Consider the following 21,371-nt stretch of genomic DNA (forward strand, 5'->3'; position numbering starts at 1 on the left):
TGGGATTTTATTCTTGATGCTTTATTTGCATCAAATTTTTCGTGAAATGGTATGAAGAACTGGGTTTGCGTGGTCGTCTGGATGCCCTGCGGACTCGTGATGGGCAAACAATTCCCTATGAACATAAACGCGGTCGCTGTCACCGCGATGAGAATAAGCAACCCCAAGCTTGGGAGAGCGATCGCTTACAAATTCTCGCTTATGCTTACTTATTAGAATCCGCGCATGGAATTACAGTTAAGGAAGGTCGGATTCGCTATCACGCTGATAATGTAATCGTTCATGTCCCGTTAGATGAGGCAGGACGTTTAAAAGTAAAAGAAGCAATTCGACAAGCACGTACTCTCAGACAATCCGCTTACCGACCACCTGTAATTGATAACGAACGATTGTGCGCCCGTTGCTCTTTGGCTCCCGTCTGTTTACCAGAAGAAGCGAGACTTGCCCATAATCAGGAATGGCAACCAATTCGCTTATTTCCTGAAGATGATGAACGGCAAATAATTCACATTTTAGAACCTGGGACATCAGTTGGCAAAACTGGAGAGCAAATTAAAATTACCCGTCGCAATCAACCTATTGAGACTGTTCCGGCTCGTCAAATAGGACAGCTTGTTTTGCACAGTTTCTCGCAAATCTCGACTCAAGCACTTCACTTTTGCACCGACCAAGGTATCGGAGTACATTTTATTTCAGGAGGTGGTCGCTATCTTGGTAGTTTTGATACTCGCTCTGGCAGCATTCAACGGCGAATTCGTCAGTATGCAGCACTGAGCAATCCTGATGCTTGCCTAGAATTAGCCCGGAAATTGGTAATTTGTCGCGGTCAGGGACAACGCAAATTTTTAATGCGAGGTACAAGAGGTAAAGCTAAAACAGACAATTTAGACAAAGCGATCGCTCAAATGAAAGCTGTACTCAAACAAGTTCCCCAAGCAAAATCTCTAGAGTCCTTATTAGGATTTGAGGGTAATCTTGCTGCTCTATATTTCGGTGCTTTACCCGATTTGATTTCACAAGAAGTATCAAAAGAATTACATTTTGCTGGCAGAAATCGCCGTCCACCACTAGACCGATTCAATGCAATGCTGGGCTTTGGTTATGCCTTATTACTCAAAGATGTGATGAACGCCATTTTAACCGTTGGGTTGGAACCTGCTTTAGGTTTTTACCATCAGCCGCGATCGCAAGCTGCACCTTTAGCATTAGATTTACTAGAAATATTTCGAGTGCCTTTAGTAGATATGACAGTGATGGCTTCAGTTAACCGGGGTCAATGGGATACCAAAGCAGATTTTGAGATTCGAGGAAAGCAGGTTTGGTTAAGTGAAGTTGGGCGGCGCAAATTTGTTGAATTGTATGAGTGCCGAAAACAAGAAAGTTGGAAACATCCAGCTACTGGTTACTCTCTTACTTATCGTCGTTTATTTGAGTTAGAGGTGCGGCTGCTAGAAAAAGAATGGTCTGGTGAGGGTGGTTTGTTTGGTCAATTAATATTGCGGTGAGGTATAGCAATGGGTGAATCACAAAACTGCTACCTGATTTGCTATGACATTCGCGATCCTAAACGTTGGAGAAAGGCTTACAACTTACTCCTTGGATATGGCGAAAGGATGCAATACTCTATTTTTCGCTCTTGGTTGACTATGCGATCGCGAGAAAAACTACGCTGGGAACTTGAAAAAATACTAGCTCCAGAAGACAGTTTGTTACTAATTCGTCTGTCAAATCAGTGCGTTACTTCTATTCCAGCTTACAATCGCCCTGGTGCTTGGTCATCTCAAGAAGAACCCTATCGGATTGTCTAATGCATGGATCTTTACTTGTGGAGCCTGCAATAGACTCAATAAGTGGAAAACTGTTGCTACGCTTAGTTTTGAGCGTTTTTAGACTAACAGGAGGTGCTTGCATTTTCTTTCGTGAGGTGAAAAGCTAGTTCAGGTAAGCTTTTAAAGCTCAGGCGGAAACTTTAGAGTTAGAATTTTAGTAAAGAATTGACCGCTTCATTGCTTTTCTAAGCCAAGTGCTTGCAAAATAGCAAATGAGTGGTGTTCTGATAGGGGTTTTGGCGATCGCTCTGACCAAACCTTAGATGCCGTTAGGCGTTGATCACTAGAAATTACTGAATTAGCGCTCAATGGCATGATTGCTGACCAAACCTTAGATGCCGTTAGGCGTTGATCACCTCAGTTTGCGATTGAACTGAATCCATAATTTAACCTGACCAAACCTTAGATGCCGTTAGGCGTTGATCACCACCCAAACCCAGAAACAAGAGCAGCATTTTGGGACTGACCAAACCTTAGATGCCGTTAGGCGTTGATCACTAGTTGAAGATGCTGTAACCTTGCCCATTATTAACTGACCAAACCTTAGATGCCGTTAGGCGTTGATCACTCTACTGCTCCTGAGCATAATTCTTTAGATATTTTGTTCTGACCAAACCTTAGATGCCGTTAGGCGTTGATCACTTGCACTTGGCTATGAAGTAACGCTTCTGTTTGCGCTGACCAAACCTTAGATGCCGTTAGGCGTTGATCACAATTCCTAAATCACAGCTGACTTTGTGCTGAGATACTGACCAAACCTTAGATGCCGTTAGGCGTTGATCACATGCCAGGGGGATTCGTTTATAACCAGTTCCGATTCTGACCAAACCTTAGATGCCGTTAGGCGTTGATCACTTACAGAAGACCTAATCATATTTAGAAAGAGTACCACTGACCAAACCTTAGATGCCGTTAGGCGTTGATCACATTAACGGGCTTTTAAATGTAATTGGAGTACCCTTGTCTGACCAAACCTTAGATGCCGTTAGGCGTTGATCACACTAAAACTAATTCAGAAATCCTAGACCAGCTAAAACCTGACCAAACCTTAGATGCCGTTAGGCGTTGATCACGATCTAAGTTCTTTCTGTCCGTAGTCTTTGACGGCTGACCAAACCTTAGATGCCGTCAGGCGTTGATCACTTAAGTCCAATTGGTCTTAACATTTGTACACATTTTTGACTAAACGAATGGCACTAAGAAAAGCTGTAAAACTTGCGGAATAAGGATTACAGCTTTTCATGTCAGAGAGCGAAGTCATGGCATGAGTAACCGCGATCGCTGAAGGGAAGGGTTTTTGGGTTTCTGCATAGATTCGGGAATCATAACTAATTGGCCGGACTTAATATTAAATGTGGAACAGCTTAACAAAGTTTGGGGGTTTAAGTCCCCTGTCTCTATAGACACTTTTGTTTTGTGTCAGGGTTAAATCCCTGTTACAAAACGTAATTGCGAATTGCGAATTGCGAATTGCGAATTGGTTTAACACTTTTATCCATAAAAAATATGAGTGATGCCTTTAGCCGACTTGCACCCTTTATCCAAGAATATATATATCATCACCAGTGGACTGAATTACGTCCAGTTCAAATTGCCGCTTGTCAAGTTATATTTGACACTGATGCTCACTTGCTAGTTACTGCTGCAACTGCTGCTGGTAAAACAGAAGCAGCTTTTCTACCAGTTTTGACTTTATTACATACCAACCCTTCTGCCACAATTGGCGCATTATATATTAGTCCAATCAAAGCTTTAATTAACGATCAATTTGAGCGTCTCAATGACTTACTCAAAGAAGCAGATATTCCAGTTTGGCACTGGCACGGCGATGTTTCGCAAACTCGAAAAAACAAACTGTTAAAAAATCCGCAAGGCATTCTTCAAATTACCCCAGAATCTCTAGAAAGTTTGTTAATTAATAAAAATAACGACCTACTTCGCTTATTTGGTGATTTAAGGTTTGTCATCATTGATGAAATTCACGCCTTTATGGGTTCAGAACGCGGTTGTCAAATTATTTGCCAATTACAACGTTTAGCGAAGTTGACGCAAAAACAACCGCGTCGTATTGGTTTATCGGCAACTCTTGGTGATTACTCAATAGCTGAAAATTGGCTGCGATCGGGAACAGATAAGGCAGTAATTACACCAAAAATTGACGGTATAAAACGCCAAATCAAAATAGCTGTAGAACATTTTTATATTACTGATGAAGTAGATGAATTAGAGGCGACAGCTGATGAACAATATATTTTCAACCTCAGTAAGTCTCGCAAATGCCTGATATTTGCTAATAATCGCACGCGTACCGAATCTGTAATTGCATCTTTGCGACAAATTGCCACAAAACAAGGACTACCAGATATATATCATGTGCATCATGGGAGTATATCTGCTAGTTTGCGGCAAGCTGCTGAAAATGCGATGCGTGAACACAACAATCCAGCCGTCACCGCCGCCACTTTGACTCTAGAATTAGGCATAGATATCGGTCATTTAGAGCGAGTGATTCAGTTAGAATCACCCTTGTCTGTAGCTAGCTTTTTACAACGCTTGGGACGCAGTGGTAGAAGAGGTGAAGCTGCTGATATGCGCTTCGTATGCGCTGAAGATAAGCCTTTACCAGAGGCTTTTCTACCAGAGCAAATCCCCTGGCAACTTTTACAGTGTATTGCAATAATTCAACTTTATTTAGAGGAACAATGGATTGAACCAATTAGACCAATTAAATATCCTTTGAGTTTGCTTTATCACCAAACCATGAGTATTTTAACAGCAACAGGGGAAATTTCAGCTAATGTTTTAGCTAAACAGATTTTTAATCTGCCGCCCTTTGCTGCTCTTTTAAAAGAAGATTTTCAACTCTTGTTACGCTATTTAATTGATATTGGTCATATTCAGCATACTGAACAAGGTAAATTAATTTTGGGTTTAGCAGGAGAAAAAGTGGTAAGAAAATTTCAATTTTATGCTGTCTTTGCTGAACAACAAGAATATATTGTTAAGCAAGGTTCAACAGAAATTGGCAGTATTGTTATACCACTTCCTGTTGGTAATCAATTTGCTTTAGCTGGTAGAAGTTGGGAAGTCGTAGAAGTTGACTTTCAAAAGAAGACCATTTTTGTTAAACAAGCTGAGGGTAAAGCTAGTATTTATTGGCGTGGTGGTGGTGGGACTATTCATACCAAAGTTTTGCAACGAATGCAGCAAGTCTTATTTGAGAATATCGAGTACAGTTACTTACAAAAAAATGCTTTGCAACGTTTGCATCAAGTTCGTCAATTGGTGCAGCAGGTTGGATTAGATAAGCAGAATATTTTGCAATTAGAAAAAGGTAAATGCTGTATTTTTCCTTGGATGGGTACGGTTGCTTATCGCACCTTAGAAAGATTAATCAACTCATACTGTCGGGAATCGTTAGAAATTACAAGTATTGGTGGAGTAAATCCCTATTATTTGACAATTAAATTAGGTAAGAACAAATTTAAATCCCTTTATCGTGAAATTGCTTCATTGTGCGAACAAAGAATTATCCCAGAAGATTTAGTCAGTACTTCAGAAGCGCCAAAAATTCAAAAATATGATGGTTTTATTCCTCATTCACTTTTACGGAAAGCTTTTGCTAACGATTATTTGGATATGAGGGAACTCAAGCAACAAGTGGCATTATGGAGAAAATAAACTAATCTGCCTTTAAGTTGCATAATCCTTAGCCTCAGAAAGATGTTCTTATACAGAGAAGGGAGACGTCAGGATTCAATTTGAATGATTATTCGCTTAAATCTCTATGTGTCTGCATTCCCTGCTCACGCAGACGCAGCATCTCCCTAATTTATTAAGAACCCAAAAACTTTGTTTTTGAGTTTACGTATTTTCCCGGATTTCAGTGCTTATTGAAGGTGACTACGATAGAGCGCATAACAAATACGACATACATTACATTTCTGTGGCGTGTTATGACTCAACTGTAAATGGTTAAGTATTGGTTAATTCTGATAGAAAACTAGGTTGACACAATCAACTTTAAAAACTAGCCAATTCAAAAACTAAATAATTACTCGTGAAGTTTTTTCTAGAAAGTCAACGCTATAACTGATTAATATTTTTTTGTTGCTATTTAAAAGCTTTTTAATTGTTTGAAAGCAACAAAAAATACTTACTTTGTGCATCAGTTTGCTATAAATAGGAATAAAAAATTATGGCAGTTTCACTAACAAAAGGACAAAGAGTTTCACTTGAAAAAGTTGCTCCTGGCTTAACAGATGTCTTTATTGGACTTGGATGGGACATTAAAGCTACAGATACAGGTTATGACTTTGATCTCGACTCTTCAGTTTTCATGTTGGGTATTAACGAAAAACTTATTTCTGACAACCACTTTATTTTTTACAATAACCTGACAAGTCCTGATACTGATAAATCGCTTCAGCACATGGGAGATAATCTTACGGGTGCAGGCGAAGGAGATGATGAAGTTATCAAAGTTAATCTCAAACAAGTACCAGCAGATGTTCAAAAAATAGTTATTACTGTAACTATTCATGAAGCACAGCAACGTAATCAGAATTTTGGTCAAGTTAAAAATGCCTTTGTGCGTATTGTCAATGCTCAAACAAAACAAGAAGCAGTCCGCTATGACCTTGTTGAAGACTACTCTGTAGAGACAGCATTAATCATGGCAGAACTTTACCGCAAAGACGGTGAATGGCGTCTTAATGCTGTAGGCTCAGGCTATCAAGGTGGCTTGAAATCACTACTTGAACGTTATAGCTAAGAAAGATATTAGAGAGTTATAATATTTTTTCTAATATTCATGCAAAATTGGATTTATAAACCTCTATTACTTTATATTTGATACTTGTTAAGAATTTAATGTTGAAGGCTTACAACATTAAATATACAGAGCAAAGCTTAGATGCAATCTTGTCAATTCAATATACCTTGAAATAAATTACATGGGAATTAACCTACAAAAAGGACAACGCATTTCACTTTCTAAAGAAGCTCCTGGGCTAACAAAACTGATGTGCGGACTGGGCTGGGATATAACAAAACGTTCAGGTGGCGGTTTTTTTGGTGCTTTTAGCAACGCTTCAGACTTTGATTTAGATGCCTCTGTAATATGTTTAGATAAAAATGGCAAAATAACAGATATAGGCAATATTGTTTATTTTGGTAATCTATCTCACAAATCAGGAGCTATTACCCATCTGGGTGATAATCTCACAGGTGCAGGAGAAGGTGATGACGAACAGGTTCTTGTAGATTTAGCTCGACTACCAAAAGATATTGTAAAATTGGTTTTTACAGTTAATATTTATGATTGTATTACTCGCAAGCAAGAATTTGCACAGGTAAAAAATGCCTTTGTACGCCTAGTTAATACATCTAATAATCAAGAACTCGCTAAGTATCATCTATCGGGTTCTGAATATAAAGGAATGACCGGAATGATTATGGCTGAAATTTACAATCATAATAATGAGTGGAAATTGGCAGCTATTGGCAACGGCATTAACGTTAATGGTTTAGAGGGACTTGTGAAAGCTTATGCTTAAGTACATATTAGGTTACTCAAATCCATAGCAATTCAGAATCAAATTCATTTACAAAAATAGGTAATAATTATGTCAATTAACCTCAGTAAAGGTGAAAGAATCAATCTTTCAAAAGAAGCACCAAGCTTAAAAAAGGCTGGAATTGGTTTAGGATGGGATATCAATGTTACAGATACAGGTTCAGCTTTTGATTTAGATGCTTCTATATTTATGTTAGGTAGTAACGGAAAAACTCCTAATGAAAAATATGTTGTATTTTATAACAATTCACAATCACCAGATGGTTCTGTAAAACACGAGGGAGATAGCAGAACTGGAGAGGGTGTAGGGGATGATGAAACTATTCAAATTGATTTGAGCAAAGTGGATGCTTCAGTTCAAGAAATAGTTTTTGTCGTCACTATCCATGAAGCAGAACAAAGAAAGCAAAACTTTGGGCAAGTCAGAAACTCGTTTATCAGAATTTATGACAACGCCACAGAAAAACAAATTGCTAAGTATGAATTAGATGAAGATGCTTCTGCAGAAACTGCAATTGAGTTTGGTAAACTTTATCGAAAAGATGGAGAATGGAGATTCCAAGCTGTCGGTGCTGGTTATAAATCAGGGCTGCAAAGTTTTGTAGATCGATACGCTGCTTAGTATATATCTCATAAGTTAATACAAAGGGGGTATTCATTGTTGTTATTCCCTTTTTTTGCATAAAAAATTAACAAATTTTTAATTGATAAGATGTGTATGAAATGGAAATTGAATTAAGCAAAGGTAGCAGGTTTAATCTTTCTAAAGAAGCTCCAAATTTAAAGAAAGTAGCTATTGGCTTGGGTTGGCAAGTAAATCAAGCTGGACAAAGCTATGATATTGATGCTTCTGTGTTTATGTTAGATGCAGATGGTAAAATTCCCAATGATAAATATTTTATCTTTTACAATAACCTTCACTCACTTGATGGATCTTTAAAACACTCAGGAGATAATAGAACTGGGGAAGGTAATGGAGATGATGAAACAATTTACGTTGATTTGGCAAAAGTCAATCCAGCTATTCAGGAGATAGTTTTTGTTGTCACTATTCATCAAGGGCAAGAAAAAAATCAAAATTTTAGCCAAATCAAAAATGCCTTTATCAAGATTTACAATCACGAAAGCAAAAATTCTCTAGCTCGATACAATTTAAGAGAGGCTTTTTCTCAAGAGACAGCTTTGGAATTTGGACGCTTGTATAAAAAAGAGAATGAATGGAGATTTCAAGCAGTAGGAGAAGGCTATAGTTCTGGACTACAAAGTTTTGTAGATAAATATGTTGCCAAAACTAAACAGGAAGAAAAGAAAGTAGAGTCTAAAGTCGAAATTCCTCTAGTAACTTCTTATATTGATATAACAAAAAGAGCTGAGATTAACCTGTTAAAAGCCAAAGTTGATATTGTACTCAAAAAGAAAGGTATTGATAAAAATCTAGCAAGAGTTGCTTTGGTTTTAGATATTTCTGGTTCTATGAGCCATCAATATAATTCTGGTGCAGTACAAGCATTTCTTGAAAGAATAGTACCTGTAGCTAGTAGGCTAGATGATAATAAAACATTAGATGTTTGGTTTTTTGGATCAAAATACAAAAGGACAAAATCAGTCACAGAGATCAACCTTGATGGTTATATTAATAAAGAATGTGGTCAAGTAAAGAGAGCTTTCTTTGTTTTTAAAATGCCCTCTCTTATGATAGAGTTAGGTGGTGGAAACAATGAAGCTTCAGTAATAAAAGATGTAATAAAAAAGTATACTCAAGAACAACCTAGTAAACTTCCTACATTGATTGTATTTCTCAGTGATGGAGGTGTAACTGATGAGCAAGAGATTAAAAAAAGTGTTATTGATGCAGCAAAATATCCTATATTTTGGCAATTTGTTGGCTTGGCTGGTTCTAACTATGGAATTTTGGAAAGATTAGATACAATGGATGGTCGCATCGTTGATAATGCTGATTTTTTTCATTTAGATGATTTAGGAAAAATAACTGATGAGCAGTTGTATGAAAGATTGCTGAATGAATTTCCTAGTTGGATGAAACAGGCAACAGCAAGAGGTATTTTAAGTTAAACTTATGAAGCAAATATCGGATCAATAGATTGAGGATTTTATGCTCTATATTATCCGCAGTTAATAAAATTATCTTAAATAAAAAATCTATGACATAATAACTCCTGACTCTAAATAAATGTCTCTGTACCATCGCCTAAATTTAACTAAACCCAATCGCAAGCTAAAAGTCCCGATTTGGGAACGCATAGACTTGACTAGACCTGTAAAACTCCGTTGTCAGGTATGTCGTTCCCGCATTCAGTTTCGGTGGGAGTTTTGCCCTTCCTGTGGAAGAATTCTCATAGAGAGAAATAGCGAGTTTCGCCGTTGCATCTGGGTAGATGTTTCGGGAATGGACATTGAAGAGGAAAATAGAGAAGCAATCAATAGTATTCTCAGTGATGCCTTTTCTAAGCTCTACGGTGCATTTAGAAGCGTTGAAGTATTTTTGACATCAGATCCGCCTGAACCGAAAGAATGGGGAGACAATTTTACTCATATCTATGTATTTGCTGATAACCAACCAGTTGACTATCTAGGAGTAGCTACTTTTAAATTAGGAATGGTTACAAATCGTGCGATTATCCGCATCGATCAAGTATTCTATGCTTCTCACAATGCCAATCTTCATATTAATCAATTGTCTAACTTAATTGCCAATACCATAGCCCATGAAATTGGACATACATTAGGACTTGATCATTCTGCACTACCAACGGATGTAATGCATGATGGACTTGACCATATAATTCATAGCTTAATGCCGCCATCGTTTCACGCATCGCAAATAAACTCGATGAATCATGCCATTCGCAGAGAAGCGGGATGGAAATAATTCGGAATGATTAAAATGAGTTATTTTTTAGTTAATTTGTGGAGTGATCGCAAATCATAATTTAAGATTTTTCCAGTATTCAAAAGTTGATATCCGATAATAAATAAAGCAAATGACGCCACAACAACTAAAAGATGAACTGACGCGAACACATTACCAGTAAAAGCTATGACTACAATTCCTAGTGCTATCAAAATCTATCCTAAGTTAGGCGTTTTTAAACGTAGAGTATTTTAAATTGGAATGTGAATCCAGAATTCTGTGCCTTTTCCTGGTTCGGATACACAATTCAAAATTCCACCATGTTTTTCTACTACAATTTGGTAGCTAATTGACAGTCCTAGACCTGTTCCCTTTCCTACCTCTTTTGTGGTGAAAAATGGATCAAATAACCGCTTTTTAATGTCTTCTACCATTCCTAATCCGTTGTCAGCAATTTGGATAACAACAAATTTACCCTCTGAAATTTCAGTACGAATTATAATTTGCGGTTTATGATTTATTTTTATACTATCCATTGATTCTTCTAAAGCATCGATCGCATTAGTTAAAACATTCATAAATACTTGATTAAGCTGCCCAGGATAGCAATCAACTAAAGGTAAATTACCATATTGTTTAACTATAGATATATGTGAGCCAATTCCATTATTTTTCCAGCGATGATGCAAAATTAATAACGTATTTTCAATTCCTTCATGAATGTCAACTAGTTTTTTTTCTGCTTCATCATGACGAGAAAAGTTTCGTAATCCCAAAACAATTTCACGAATACGATTAGTACCCATATTCATCGAGGATAGAAGTTTAGAAAGATCGCTAGTAATGAATTCCAAATCGATTTTTGCAGCGAAATCTTCAATTTCTACTGTCGGTTGGGGATAATGTTGTTGATAAAGGTGCAAGAGAGTTAACATCTCTTGAAAGTATTCGTTAGCATAGGTTAAGTTACCATGAATAAAACTAACTGGATTGTTAATTTCATGGGCAACTCCAGCGACTAATTGTCCTAAGCTAGACATTTTTTCATTTTGGATCAGTTGAGATTGAGTTTGTTGCAATTTATGCAAGGTTTCGGTAAGTTTTTCAGCTTGAGTTTGAGCCTTTAAAGTAGCAGCGCGACTTTGGGTATAAAGTTGTGCATGATCGATGGCGATCGCTAGTTGATCGCAAACAGCTTGTAACAGGTTAATTTCACTGTTAGTCCAAATGCGATCGCCACTACAATGACTGCACACAATTGCCCCAATCTCTCCAGAATTACTCTTAACTGGTAGCATTAGTTGAGATGTAATCCCAAACTCAGTTAAAAGTTCTTGCGTATGATAATCAAGTTGTGATTTCCTATTAATATTTTCTATACAAATTAGCTCTTGAGAGAGAAGGGTTTGGGTCAAAAAAGTACTTTTTTGCAGTGGAATATTGCCTAACATACTTGCCAAGTTAGGGTTTCGCGCTTCATAGGTAATAGTTAAGCTTGGTTGGGATGGATTCGGTAAGTAACAAAGAAAGTAGCAACGGTCAATTTGTAATAAGCTACGAATTTCATTCACAGCTGTTTCTAAGATCATATCTAGGTTAAGAGAACTGCGGATTTGACTAGCTAAACGCAGTAATAAGGCTTCCCGACGGCTGAAGAGTTCTTCTCGGGCCCAGATTCGGTCAATAGCTACAGCAATATTATTAGCAATCCAATTTAATAGGTTATGAGTTGGTTCGGTAAATAATTGCTTGCTGAATAAAGCAATTATGCCGATTAATTGCTGCTCTACTATCAAAGGATAAGCAGAAAATCGAGAAATTGAAAATGTAGACTCGATAAGTTTTTCTGAATGATTAATTGATAGTTCTTCGTTAAAAATAGCTTGATGGTTTTGAATCATTAAGCCAATAGTATTATTGACTAAAGCGATATGATCTGGAAAATCTTGGGTATCGCTCAAAGCACTACAAGTAATATCTGTGCAATGAACACCAGCTTGCAATTGTAGCTGGTTTGTCTGTCGTTCAAATGTCCAGATACAAACAAAGCCGATATCAAGATATTGGGAAATAGTATTTGTACAATTTTGCAGAATTTCTGGAAGTGTGCCACTTTGAGATAAAGCTAAACTGACTTCTGCACTCAAAACTGACAAGCGCGATCGCTCCAACAAAGCTAACTCTGAAAGCTTACGCTGTGTAATATCTGTCCGAATTGAGACATATTGATAGGGCTTTCCATCTTGTCCTAACATTGGAGCGATCAAAGTATCCACCCAATAAAAAGTACCATCCTTAGCTTTATTTTGAATTTCTCCTTTCCAGATTTTCCCTTGGGCAATAGTTTTCCATAAATTTGTAAAAAATTCTTTTGTGTGGTATCCAGAATTGATAATTCGATGATCTTGTCCTAAAAGTTCTTCTGGAGAATATTTAGAAACTTCACAAAATAAGTCATTTACATAAGTTATTTTTCCATATCTATCAGTAATAGCTACCAGTGAATGGGCATTTAAGGCAAATCTAAAAGCTTCTAATTCTTGGATAGATTTTTTTAGTGCTATTTCATTCTGTTTATTAAGAGTGATATCACGAGCTACTGCATAAATCAATTTTTCTTCAGTAAAACCAGTCGCATTCCATGACAGCCATTTGTAAGAACCATCCCGACAAAGATAGCGGTTTTCAAAGCTGATTGCATCTACAGATTGTGTAATTTTTTGGGCTGCTGCAATAGTGGATTCACGGTCTTCAGGATGAATAAATTCGATAAAGGGTTTAGCAACAAGTTCCTGAGTTGACCAACCTAGTGTTTTTGTCCATACTGGATTTAAATACTTAAAATAACCATCAAAATTAGCAATACATAATAAATCTATAGAAATGGAGAAAAATCGAGAGTATTTTTCTTCAGATTGTTTGTACTCAGATTTAACTAGTTTCATCAACTTTTTAGGTATAAATATTTTTGGAGAAAAGTTAATACGTTTATCGTTAACATTGAAGAATCATTGCAATAAAATGTTTCAATCTAGAGACTTGTCTAATGTAAATTATGACTAAGACTGGTTACTTACGAATATAAACGTAATCAACTTGATAGTAAAGCCAATAAGTATCTACTAGTTTTTACTGAGTAAGCTAGCTGTTGACTTAATTCTCTACTAAATAAAGGTTTCCCTAAAAAGCTGTAAAGTAAACATTTAGATTTTAAATTTAAGATAAGAAGTGTTACGTAATTTTCTCTCTCTCATTTTCCTTAAGTAGCTAAGGTATTAAGACCGTAAGACGTAATTCGTAGTTAAGAATTACCAATTACGAATTACGAATTATTTTAAGCAATACTCCCGCGCTTTCTAGCTTCTTTGTAGGAAGTTCCCACGTTTTTCAAACCAGCTTTAATCATTTGTTGTTCGAGAAGCGCAAAGAAACGCGCTCGATCGCCACCTTTTACTACTGCTTGATTATGCGCTTCGGCGATCGCTACAGGATAACCATACCCTTTTTGAACTTGTGCTAACATCAGTCCCAATGCTTGGTCTAACATGGTTGCATTCTCTGCTACCCATGCCGGAACTTCAATTCGGGCGATTTCAGTACCAACGTGAACGTAGCAAAAGTAAATAGTTTGATCGCCGTAGAGTTCCAAAATGGGAGAATTACTGCGCCACAAGGTACTACGTTGTCCTGGTTTGAGTCGAGTTGCCCAAACAGAAGTATCTCGCAACTGTTCAAAAATTTTACAAGCTACTTTTTCTAGCTGATTTGGGCAATGACTTTTACAATCTGGCACTGGATGGGGACAAGCTAATAACCGTAAAAAGTTCATTGTTTCGATGCTACGAGAGGCGCTAAGATAGCCCATCAACGGAATTCGAGCATCACGCATCTGCTGCCAAGCTTCTAGGATGGGGGGTAAAATGCGATCGCGTGCATCCATCGGCAATTGTTCTAAAAACCAGTAAATTAGCGAACCATCTACCATCGCTAGCGCTGGCGTTTCCTCTTGGGCTGCATCACACGCCAGTTCTGCCAACACCGTTGTTTCTGAAGCAGTGCGGCGAAAACTCATCCATTCCTCAGTTCTAATTCCCCACTGCCGAGACATATATAAATCTTCTGGGCGGTAAAATACTTCTGGCAAACTATCGAGTAGGGGATGGCGATTTTGTCCGTAGTGCAAGACGACTCTGCCAATATTTAGCAGATAACAGTAAGCAATTTCATGATGGTTGGGGGCAATTTGAGAACCATCGGTAGCGATGACAGTATGAATTTTTGGAGGAACTGGGATATTGATGCAGGTTTCTAGTGGTTCTATTGGGGTAGCATTAGCAAAGAGAATGCGATCGCGCCATTTTTCCTGGCGATCGATTAAATCTTGTTGACACTCGTAAGCATTTTTTAAATGTTGTTGTGCCAGTTCTAAACTCTGACGACTAGCAGCAGCTTCTAAGGTCAGATGCTGACTTAAACCCTGCATTTGTCGCGCCAGTTTTGTTAGGTTAAGCATAAAAGTAAGTGCTGAGTTAGGAGTTAGGAGTTAAGAGTTTTCTTAATTCTTTATTATTTTCATACATCTTTTAAATATCTCGCTTTGTTGCCATTTTGATCAAAAATTAAAATAATTCGTAATTGATAATGACGCTCTCATACTTGCTAAGGTAATTCGTAATAGTAAGAAAGTTGGGGATTTAGACCCCAACAGTTAAATACTACCAAGAAAGACAATTACGCGCGAGTGTTTCGCCAATAATTACGAATTACGAATTACGAATTACGAATTAGTTAAAGCCAAGCTGAGAAATCTTTGGCAAACTGAGAAAGTGATAACAACTGAATTCGCGGATCGTTTTGAGCAGATTCCCTTTCTGCTTGGGTATTATAGCCCCAGTCTGCAAGGAAAAGTTTTACATCCTCAAGGTCTGCTTGCTGTTGGACTAACTGTAATGTCTTGAGTCTATCTTCTACAAACCAGAGACTAATCGGCTTGTCTTCTGCTGATTGGATTAATTCTCGCAAAATTTCATATTTGGGACGCTTGACTTGTTTCCCGAAGATTGCTTCTGGTGGTAAACTCACTCCTTCTTGTTGCAACAACTGTTGTACAAAACGCCCTTCTTTAGTTGTCACAATGTATAGCTTAACTCCACTGTCAATAGTTAATTTGATTTTTTCTACTACAGCCGGATAAAATCTATGCAGACTTAGCCAACCATCTAAATCTGTCGTAATCCATTCATCTCGCTGCTTATCTAGTTTCGCACCAATTTCTCTTGCTTGTAGCTTGTCATTTAACAAAATTTGTGGGGCAATGCTTATCCATTCATGAAGAATCTTTTCGTCAGGAATTCCATCTATCAAGGCTTTAATTAAAATGGGCATTTCCCAACCTGTTTCAATAACAGGTCTTAGGCGATAGAATCTCAAAGCTAAATCATCTGGCGGTGTGTCGTTAGCAGAAGACCAAATTTCACAGTAAGTACGCCATGCTACCTCAAAATATTCAATTAATCCGTCGCAAATCACTCCATCAAAGTCCAGGGCTAAAATTTTGGGACTACTTGCGGTCATTGGTTTGAGAATAAAACTGCTGTTGTCAGCTTATCCGACAAATTTAAATCATGCAGTAATTTTTGTTAGTCTTTTATAATTCATAACTTGCGGGAAAAGTATGGTGAAATTGTGACATTTGATTGGTTATTAATAGGTTAACGAGGATCTACAGCAGGTTTGCGATCGACTAAACGTATTTGGTTTTGCTTGACTACTACGGTGATTAGTGGTAAAGAACGTTTAGCTGGGGCAAGAACAACTCGACCTGAGAATCGTATTGAGATCCATGACTTGGACAAATAAAGTGATTCTTCTGAAGATCCCACTCAACTGTACATCCTAAATGGGTGCAGATTGGACTGATAGCGTACTCAGCAATCTGTGGCCCGTCTTGAATAATCAGATAATCAACGCTACGAGCTGGCAAGCCTTTTATCAGAATCGGAATTCCTCACCAATGGAGGTGGGGTATTAGGGACTTTTGCAAGAGACCTCCATGAGCCTTCGGCTCACAACCAAGGATGAAAGTAGACTTTACAAGACAGGTCTAATGTTCCATGATGATTCGATTTACCAAGAAAGGTCTACTAATATACTACGGTGCGATCGCATTAGGATTAATCTACATTTGTATTTGCTGTGGGTTGATTTTCATAAAATTGGCTTTTTAATAGTTGCGCCTGAACTTGAATTTTTAATTATTATTTATTCCTGGAGTATGAGGTTATTTATAAACCTCAGAGCTAGACTATAACCTAAGATATGTTCCTCACAAAATCTCTTCAAAATATATTCTCAAACTCTCTCCAGAGAAAGAACTCTTTATGACTTTGATTTTTTAAGCTGTTGATAGTCGAGTTCCAAGTTTTAAGAACTGAAAACCATGAGTGATAAAAATCAAGAAAATCAAATTAATCAACCAGTAAGCGAAGATCGGGATTCTCGTGAGCTAGATGTGAACGAAAGAAACTTAACCGCGAATCCAGGAGATAGAATTGCTGATAAGCCTCAATCAGTTGAAGAGAAGGCTAAACAGGCAGCTGTTGATGATGTACCAGACATTACAGGCGATAAAATCACAGTCCCGACTTACTTCGTTGTAGATGAACCCGACGGTGAAAAAAAGGCACTCCACCACGTTAAAGATGCTGAGGAAATTTCCGACGTAATTCGGGAAGCGCGAGTTGACGAAAATGGAAATCGAGTTTGGTGGTAGTTGTTTATTGAAGATGCAGAGAGACGGAGAAGTGATCAAATACTTTCTCCGTTTCTTTGTGTCTCTCGCTCTAATTTAGTATTGATAACTTGCTATATTTCGTTTTGCTTATCTACTGTTTCTGCAAGCGGATGAATTATTTTTCCCTCAAATTTTGCACCTAAACCGAGTCCTAATTTAATTTAGTAATCGTTTCTAATTCAGCTTCTAACTGCTCAATCGTTGGCAAATTACCTTGCAAAGCCTCTGGCAAAATATCTTGTAGCTGATACACAGAAACACCAATTGGCTTATGCATATCTCGCAAAGAATATTCGGCAATTACCTTATTTTTACTCTTGCATAGAATCATTCCAATAGTAGGCTGATCGTCTGGGTGTCTCAACAAATCATCCACCGCACTAACATAGAAATTCATCTTGCCGGAATACTCTGGTTTGAACTCTTCAATTTTCAGGTCAATCACTATATAGCAGCGTAAACGCAAGTGGTAAAACAATAAATCTATATAAAAATCTTCACCCCCAACTTCAAGATGGTATTGACTACCTACAAAAGCAAAACCAACCCCTAACTCTAGTAAAAAATCGCGGATGTGGTTGATTAAAGCACGTTCCAAATCGCGTTCTAGAAAATCTTCCCCTAAATTGATAAAATCAAAAGTGTAGGGGTCTTTTAATAATTGCTGTGCTAATTCTGATTGTGCTTGAGGTAAAGTGTGATTAAAGTTGGTAGTCGCTTTACCCTGACGGTGATACAACTTGCTTTCAATCTGGTGAACTAAAATATTCCGACTCCATCCATGCTGGATAGTTTGTTGTACGTACCACAAGCGTTCTGTTTGGTTTTTAATAGTATCCAAAATCCGAACATTATGACTCCAGGGAATTAGTGCAACAACTTGTTGCACTAATTGCTCATCTGGATAAGCTTCGCGCAAATGCCCGCATATACTTGAGGTTGCGAAGCGAAAAGCCTTTCATTTCTGGAAAAGCTTTCTGTAAGTCAGCCGCCAGACGATTAATAACTTTTGCACCCCAACCTTGCTGCTGTTGGCGATTCAAAATATCTCGTCCAATTTGCCAGTAGAGTAATAGTAATTCTTTATTGACTGCAACTGCGGCCCGTAACTGAGCGCTAGAAATTCGTGTTTTTAGTTCAGTTAAAAAATCTTCATAACCAACGATCGCAGATGCACTCTTTTGTGAAGTTTCGGATTTATCGTCTCTAGTCATAAAAAAGAATTAGTGCTATTTCTATTCTGCCAGTATCACACCAAATTTTGGTATCAGATACAGAGAAGTAAAACACTCTTTCTACCTGGGTAATAGACTTAGCTTGTGTACCTCACCAACTTGAACCTGCTGTATACAAGTATCCAGCGTCATGACAGTATTTTTGCTGTATCGGCGAAATAAGGCTGTGAGTGAAATTTGCCAGAATTTACGCAAGAGGGATCGCCACAACTTCAATATTTTTTCATTAAAAACATTTTTTAGCGCCCAAAGATTAAAAGTTATAAAAAGTCATCACTTATACCTTTGACATCAGAGTGTATAGCTTGAATAATATTATTACGTAAAAATCCATACTTGTATAAGACTTATATTTGATTTTTGCTAAATAGACTGAAAACAAAACGCGCGATCCAGCTTGTTCTCAGTTAGCTTGGCTTTTAAAAATCAAATTTGATTGTTATATAAACTGGTACTAATAGGGTTGCATTATGCATTTTTCGAATTCAATAACCAGCTTAAAAACTCGTCAAAAAAACAATCAAATAGGTAAACTTATTTTGACTCATAGCAATATTGTACTACTTACTGGATATTTAATCACTCTACCAATTTGTACATTGATAATTTTATCCTTATTCAGTCCTAGCTTATTTGCTTCCATTGGAAGCTCGTACCACTCAACATCGATTCCTTGGATAGATAATGCATCTGAATGCGAACATACTGGGAGAAATTGGAGCGATCGCAAGTGTTGGGATAATGAACACAATCCCATGTTTTGAATGGAGATTGCAGTCATAAGATATACAAGCAATTGGAACAATTACTTAATTTGACAAAATATGTTAACAGTCTTGGAATCAGATAAAAATGGATCTGTAACGCTGCGTGCAACTTTTACTCAAGCCTAACCTCCCAGCCCTATTTCCTTTCTTGATTGCAAAATAATCATCATAAATATGCAGTTATTGCATCGATACGGATTTACAATAGCTTCATAGATGCCATTCTAAATGAGGGAATAAAGATGGATAACCCCTGGTCAACACTAGGGGCTTTTTATTTAACAGCTACGCCTTAAACGTCAATACTGGACTCAACCGCGCCACAACGTCTACCATTTCTGCTTTAACTTACACATCAATATCGCCCGTGGATACCCCATCTATATAGTACAAAAATACTATATGATAGCGATCGCACCCTTGGAGCTTTTGTGAAAAGCCACGTATTGTTTTTATTTCGAGCTTAGTTAGGGAATACTAAACTAAGCACAGAATCTATCTATGACCTTTTTACACAAAATTACTAAAAAATTTTCCCGTAATAACTCTCAAAATCTTTCTGGGATAAATCCATCTGTAATCAGCCAACAACCTGTAGTGCTGAAGCAACCAGTAAAACCATCAAAATCAAAAACTCTAGCTGAATTAGAACAGGAAATAGCAGCACAAGGGCAGGTTAGCAGTATATCCCATCAAAAAAAACCTAGTAAAGCCAACAGAGGTATAGGTACTAAGTTGATATGGATAGCAATACTTATCGGCATTCCCGCAGGTGTGGTTTGGGTGGCGAATCTGCCTTACCCAATAATTCGCCGGAGTGTGGTGCAAAATGCGCCTTTTTTATTGCTACCCAGTTACATGAGCGTGGAACAAAACTATCGCCAGGCGTTGGCATCACTTGAGCAAGCTGAATACTTGATTGAAAAACCCACTAGTGCAGCAGATTTAGTGTTGGGTGAACAGCAACTGCAACAAACAAAAACACATTTGGATAACTTACCAGTTGGGTTGGTTGACGATTGGCCCGAATACAAATATTGGTGGTACGACTGGCGATTTAGCGTTTACGGTCTGAATGCAGCGCGTCGTCAAGTAGGAGAGCTTTCAGCCAAGGTTTTTCAGGAAAAAAACGCTCAAACCTTGCTCACTGATAATAGTCAAGCATTATTGAACGCAAAACAGCAGTATCAAATTGCTACAACAGTAACCGATAAAAAGTTGGCGATCGCAGCTTGGCGTTCAGCACTGGATAAGTTAGAAGAGATTCCCGGACAAACCTTAGCCGGAAAAACTGCTCAAAATCAACTAGATGCCTACAAACGTGATTTTAAAGAAGTTGTAGGATTAGCAGCGGGAAATGAACGCGTCAGTGCTTTAATTACCGCAGCACAGCAATTTTCTTGGCAAGCTGCAAAAGCTGGTCAAAATCCACCACACACTGTTACCGAATGGGAACAAATAGAAAATTTATGGTCAGAAGCCATTAACCGGTTAAAACAGATTTCTTCGTCAGATGTAGTGGGTTATGTGGAAGCACAAAAGTTATTAGCAACTTATGAGACTAATTTGGGTCAAGTTAAAGTAAGACGACAAGCTGAGTCCAGTTCTGTACAAGCTTTATTTATGGCACAAGGAGAAATAGAAAGTTTGGTGGGTTCAATTCCCACTGACCCCAAAAATTTGGATCGCAATCGTGTAATTAGTCAGTTACACAGCATTATCAACCAATTAGAAAAAGTAGAAAAAGGTACAACTGTTTATTTAAAAGCTCAAGAGTTATTGCTATCAGCAAATAATAAATTCAAGCAACTCCAGTGAGATTTTTCAAATGTCAACAACTAACTTCATCCTTTCAGCAACAGGATAAGCACAAAGTCCATCAGGAAGCGATTGAGTCAATTCAAAAATTAGAAATTTTATTCATCCGTATTCTTCAACATTCCCGTCAATAATTCCGACATCTTCCACAGGTATAGCAATCCTAAATCATTGGTAAAAAATTAGATCCCCGACTTCTCAAAGAAGTCGGGGATCTAAACACCGTGCATTTTCACAAATCAAATAGGATTGCTATATAACTAGGAAACTCTGGATGACAGTCGGGTTGTAGTACGTTGTATTTTTGATGGGCAAGGTTACTCAGTCAAACCAAAGTTGTAAAGAAATTTGAAGTTTAGCGAAAAACTTTTAAAAATCTCTAGACTCTCCAGCCGGCTAGAGAGTCTAGGATAAATTTAAGGCGACTCTCAACCAGGAATTTCTGACTGTTGATGGATGTCCCCCAGTAATCCAGCTTG

17 protein-coding genes and 1 CRISPR repeat array are annotated in these 21,371 nt (G+C 37.7%); of the genes, 10 read left to right on the forward strand and 7 right to left on the reverse strand.

Translation table 11 applies throughout. The annotated features are described in order from the left end of the window. The first annotated feature begins 41 nt into the window (after positions 1-41). From cas1 to RMY63_RS13040, 8 genes are all read left to right on the forward strand, one after another. Positions 42-1,505: a type I-MYXAN CRISPR-associated endonuclease Cas1 gene (gene cas1, locus RMY63_RS13005; protein ID WP_322729099.1), complete on the forward strand. Its 1,464-nt coding sequence runs from the start codon at positions 42-44 to the stop codon at positions 1,503-1,505. A 9-nt stretch (positions 1,506-1,514) separates the two neighbouring features. Beyond that, positions 1,515-1,808, forward strand: a complete 294-nt coding sequence (cas2, locus tag RMY63_RS13010; RefSeq protein ID WP_322729100.1) for a CRISPR-associated endonuclease Cas2 — start codon at positions 1,515-1,517, stop codon at positions 1,806-1,808. Between the two features lie 269 nt (positions 1,809-2,077). Further along, positions 2,078-2,972: a CRISPR direct-repeat array (repeat unit 36 nt; unit sequence CTGACCAAACCTTAGATGCCGTTAGGCGTTGATCAC). 363 nt (positions 2,973-3,335) lie between these two features. Further along, a complete protein-coding gene (locus RMY63_RS13015; RefSeq protein WP_322729101.1) occupies positions 3,336-5,510 on the forward strand; it encodes a DEAD/DEAH box helicase in 2,175 nt (724 codons plus the stop codon). Between the two features lie 517 nt (positions 5,511-6,027). After that, positions 6,028-6,603 carry a TerD family protein gene (locus tag RMY63_RS13020; RefSeq protein WP_322729102.1) on the forward strand — a complete coding sequence of 192 codons (576 nt, stop codon included), beginning with the start codon at positions 6,028-6,030 and terminating at the stop codon, positions 6,601-6,603. A gap of 181 nt (positions 6,604-6,784) precedes the next feature. Next, entirely contained in the window at positions 6,785-7,387 is a 603-nt protein-coding gene (locus RMY63_RS13025) for a TerD family protein (protein WP_322729103.1), read from the forward strand. Between the two features lie 69 nt (positions 7,388-7,456). Next, complete coding sequence (locus RMY63_RS13030) at positions 7,457-8,029, forward strand: TerD family protein (protein ID WP_322729104.1); 573 nt, start codon at positions 7,457-7,459, stop codon at positions 8,027-8,029. Between the two features lie 101 nt (positions 8,030-8,130). After that, positions 8,131-9,480 (forward strand): TerD family protein, encoded by a 1,350-nt coding sequence (locus RMY63_RS13035; protein WP_322729105.1) that lies wholly within the window; start codon positions 8,131-8,133, stop codon positions 9,478-9,480. Between the two features lie 118 nt (positions 9,481-9,598). Beyond that, the gene (locus RMY63_RS13040; RefSeq protein WP_322729106.1) at positions 9,599-10,297 is read left to right on the forward strand and encodes a matrixin family metalloprotease; all 699 of its coding nucleotides are present in this window, start codon (positions 9,599-9,601) and stop codon (positions 10,295-10,297) included. 233 nt (positions 10,298-10,530) lie between these two features. On the opposite strand, the gene RMY63_RS13045 is transcribed toward RMY63_RS13040, so the two are convergent. The 4 genes from RMY63_RS13045 to RMY63_RS13060 form a co-directional block, all read right to left on the reverse strand. Continuing rightward, on the reverse strand, positions 10,531-13,224 hold the full coding sequence (locus RMY63_RS13045) for a PAS domain S-box protein (RefSeq protein ID WP_322729107.1): 2,694 nt from the start codon (positions 13,222-13,224) through the stop codon (positions 10,531-10,533). Positions 13,225-13,613: 389 nt separating this feature from the next. Then, complete coding sequence (locus tag RMY63_RS13050; protein WP_322729108.1) at positions 13,614-14,792, reverse strand: DNA double-strand break repair nuclease NurA; 1,179 nt, start codon at positions 14,790-14,792, stop codon at positions 13,614-13,616. A gap of 275 nt (positions 14,793-15,067) precedes the next feature. Continuing rightward, the gene (locus RMY63_RS13055; protein WP_322729109.1) at positions 15,068-15,853 is read right to left on the reverse strand and encodes an HAD family hydrolase; all 786 of its coding nucleotides are present in this window, start codon (positions 15,851-15,853) and stop codon (positions 15,068-15,070) included. Between the two features lie 205 nt (positions 15,854-16,058). After that, positions 16,059-16,262 carry a Rieske 2Fe-2S domain-containing protein gene (locus RMY63_RS13060; RefSeq protein WP_322729110.1) on the reverse strand — a complete coding sequence of 68 codons (204 nt, stop codon included), beginning with the start codon at positions 16,260-16,262 and terminating at the stop codon, positions 16,059-16,061. Between the two features lie 456 nt (positions 16,263-16,718). Here RMY63_RS13060 and RMY63_RS13065 point away from each other — a divergent pair, with 456 nt between their 5' ends. Then, entirely contained in the window at positions 16,719-17,051 is a 333-nt protein-coding gene (locus tag RMY63_RS13065) for a hypothetical protein (protein ID WP_322729111.1), read from the forward strand. Between the two features lie 172 nt (positions 17,052-17,223). Here the strand turns inward: RMY63_RS13065 and RMY63_RS13070 are convergent, their stop codons facing one another. The 3 genes from RMY63_RS13070 to RMY63_RS13080 form a co-directional block, all read right to left on the reverse strand. Then, positions 17,224-17,961: a PDDEXK nuclease domain-containing protein gene (locus tag RMY63_RS13070; protein ID WP_322729112.1), complete on the reverse strand. Its 738-nt coding sequence runs from the start codon at positions 17,959-17,961 to the stop codon at positions 17,224-17,226. A gap of 7 nt (positions 17,962-17,968) precedes the next feature. Next, complete coding sequence (locus RMY63_RS13075; protein ID WP_322729113.1) at positions 17,969-18,286, reverse strand: DUF1016 N-terminal domain-containing protein; 318 nt, start codon at positions 18,284-18,286, stop codon at positions 17,969-17,971. Positions 18,287-18,851: 565 nt separating this feature from the next. Continuing rightward, positions 18,852-19,088 (reverse strand): hypothetical protein, encoded by a 237-nt coding sequence (locus tag RMY63_RS13080; RefSeq protein ID WP_322729114.1) that lies wholly within the window; start codon positions 19,086-19,088, stop codon positions 18,852-18,854. Between the two features lie 487 nt (positions 19,089-19,575). On the opposite strand from RMY63_RS13080, the gene RMY63_RS13085 reads away from it, so the two are divergent. Continuing rightward, positions 19,576-20,892 (forward strand): hypothetical protein, encoded by a 1,317-nt coding sequence (locus tag RMY63_RS13085; RefSeq protein ID WP_322729115.1) that lies wholly within the window; start codon positions 19,576-19,578, stop codon positions 20,890-20,892. Positions 20,893-21,371: the final 479 nt, after the last annotated feature.

This window comes from Nostoc sp. ChiQUE01b, from assembly GCF_034531255.1.
Lineage (GTDB): Bacteria > Cyanobacteriota > Cyanobacteriia > Cyanobacteriales > Nostocaceae > Nostoc.

What these genes read in the sequence shown, in the direction of transcription:
- RMY63_RS13055 (WP_322729109.1), bottom strand. Translation starts at nt 15,853, where the DNA reads ATGACCGCAAGTAGTCCCAAAATTTTAGCCCTGGACTTTGATGGAGTG.
- cas2 (WP_322729100.1), top strand. Translation starts at nt 1,515, where the DNA reads ATGGGTGAATCACAAAACTGCTACCTGATTTGCTATGACATTCGCGAT.
- RMY63_RS13040 (WP_322729106.1), top strand. Translation starts at nt 9,599, where the DNA reads ATGTCTCTGTACCATCGCCTAAATTTAACTAAACCCAATCGCAAGCTA.
- RMY63_RS13020 (WP_322729102.1), top strand. Translation starts at nt 6,028, where the DNA reads ATGGCAGTTTCACTAACAAAAGGACAAAGAGTTTCACTTGAAAAAGTT.
- RMY63_RS13065 (WP_322729111.1), top strand. Translation starts at nt 16,719, where the DNA reads ATGAGTGATAAAAATCAAGAAAATCAAATTAATCAACCAGTAAGCGAA.
- RMY63_RS13035 (WP_322729105.1), top strand. Translation starts at nt 8,131, where the DNA reads ATGGAAATTGAATTAAGCAAAGGTAGCAGGTTTAATCTTTCTAAAGAA.
- RMY63_RS13080 (WP_322729114.1), bottom strand. Translation starts at nt 19,088, where the DNA reads ATGACTGCAATCTCCATTCAAAACATGGGATTGTGTTCATTATCCCAA.
- RMY63_RS13025 (WP_322729103.1), top strand. Translation starts at nt 6,785, where the DNA reads ATGGGAATTAACCTACAAAAAGGACAACGCATTTCACTTTCTAAAGAA.
- RMY63_RS13050 (WP_322729108.1), bottom strand. Translation starts at nt 14,792, where the DNA reads ATGCTTAACCTAACAAAACTGGCGCGACAAATGCAGGGTTTAAGTCAG.
- RMY63_RS13075 (WP_322729113.1), bottom strand. Translation starts at nt 18,286, where the DNA reads ATGACTAGAGACGATAAATCCGAAACTTCACAAAAGAGTGCATCTGCG.
- RMY63_RS13045 (WP_322729107.1), bottom strand. Translation starts at nt 13,224, where the DNA reads ATGAAACTAGTTAAATCTGAGTACAAACAATCTGAAGAAAAATACTCT.
- RMY63_RS13015 (WP_322729101.1), top strand. Translation starts at nt 3,336, where the DNA reads ATGAGTGATGCCTTTAGCCGACTTGCACCCTTTATCCAAGAATATATA.
- RMY63_RS13030 (WP_322729104.1), top strand. Translation starts at nt 7,457, where the DNA reads ATGTCAATTAACCTCAGTAAAGGTGAAAGAATCAATCTTTCAAAAGAA.
- RMY63_RS13085 (WP_322729115.1), top strand. Translation starts at nt 19,576, where the DNA reads ATGACCTTTTTACACAAAATTACTAAAAAATTTTCCCGTAATAACTCT.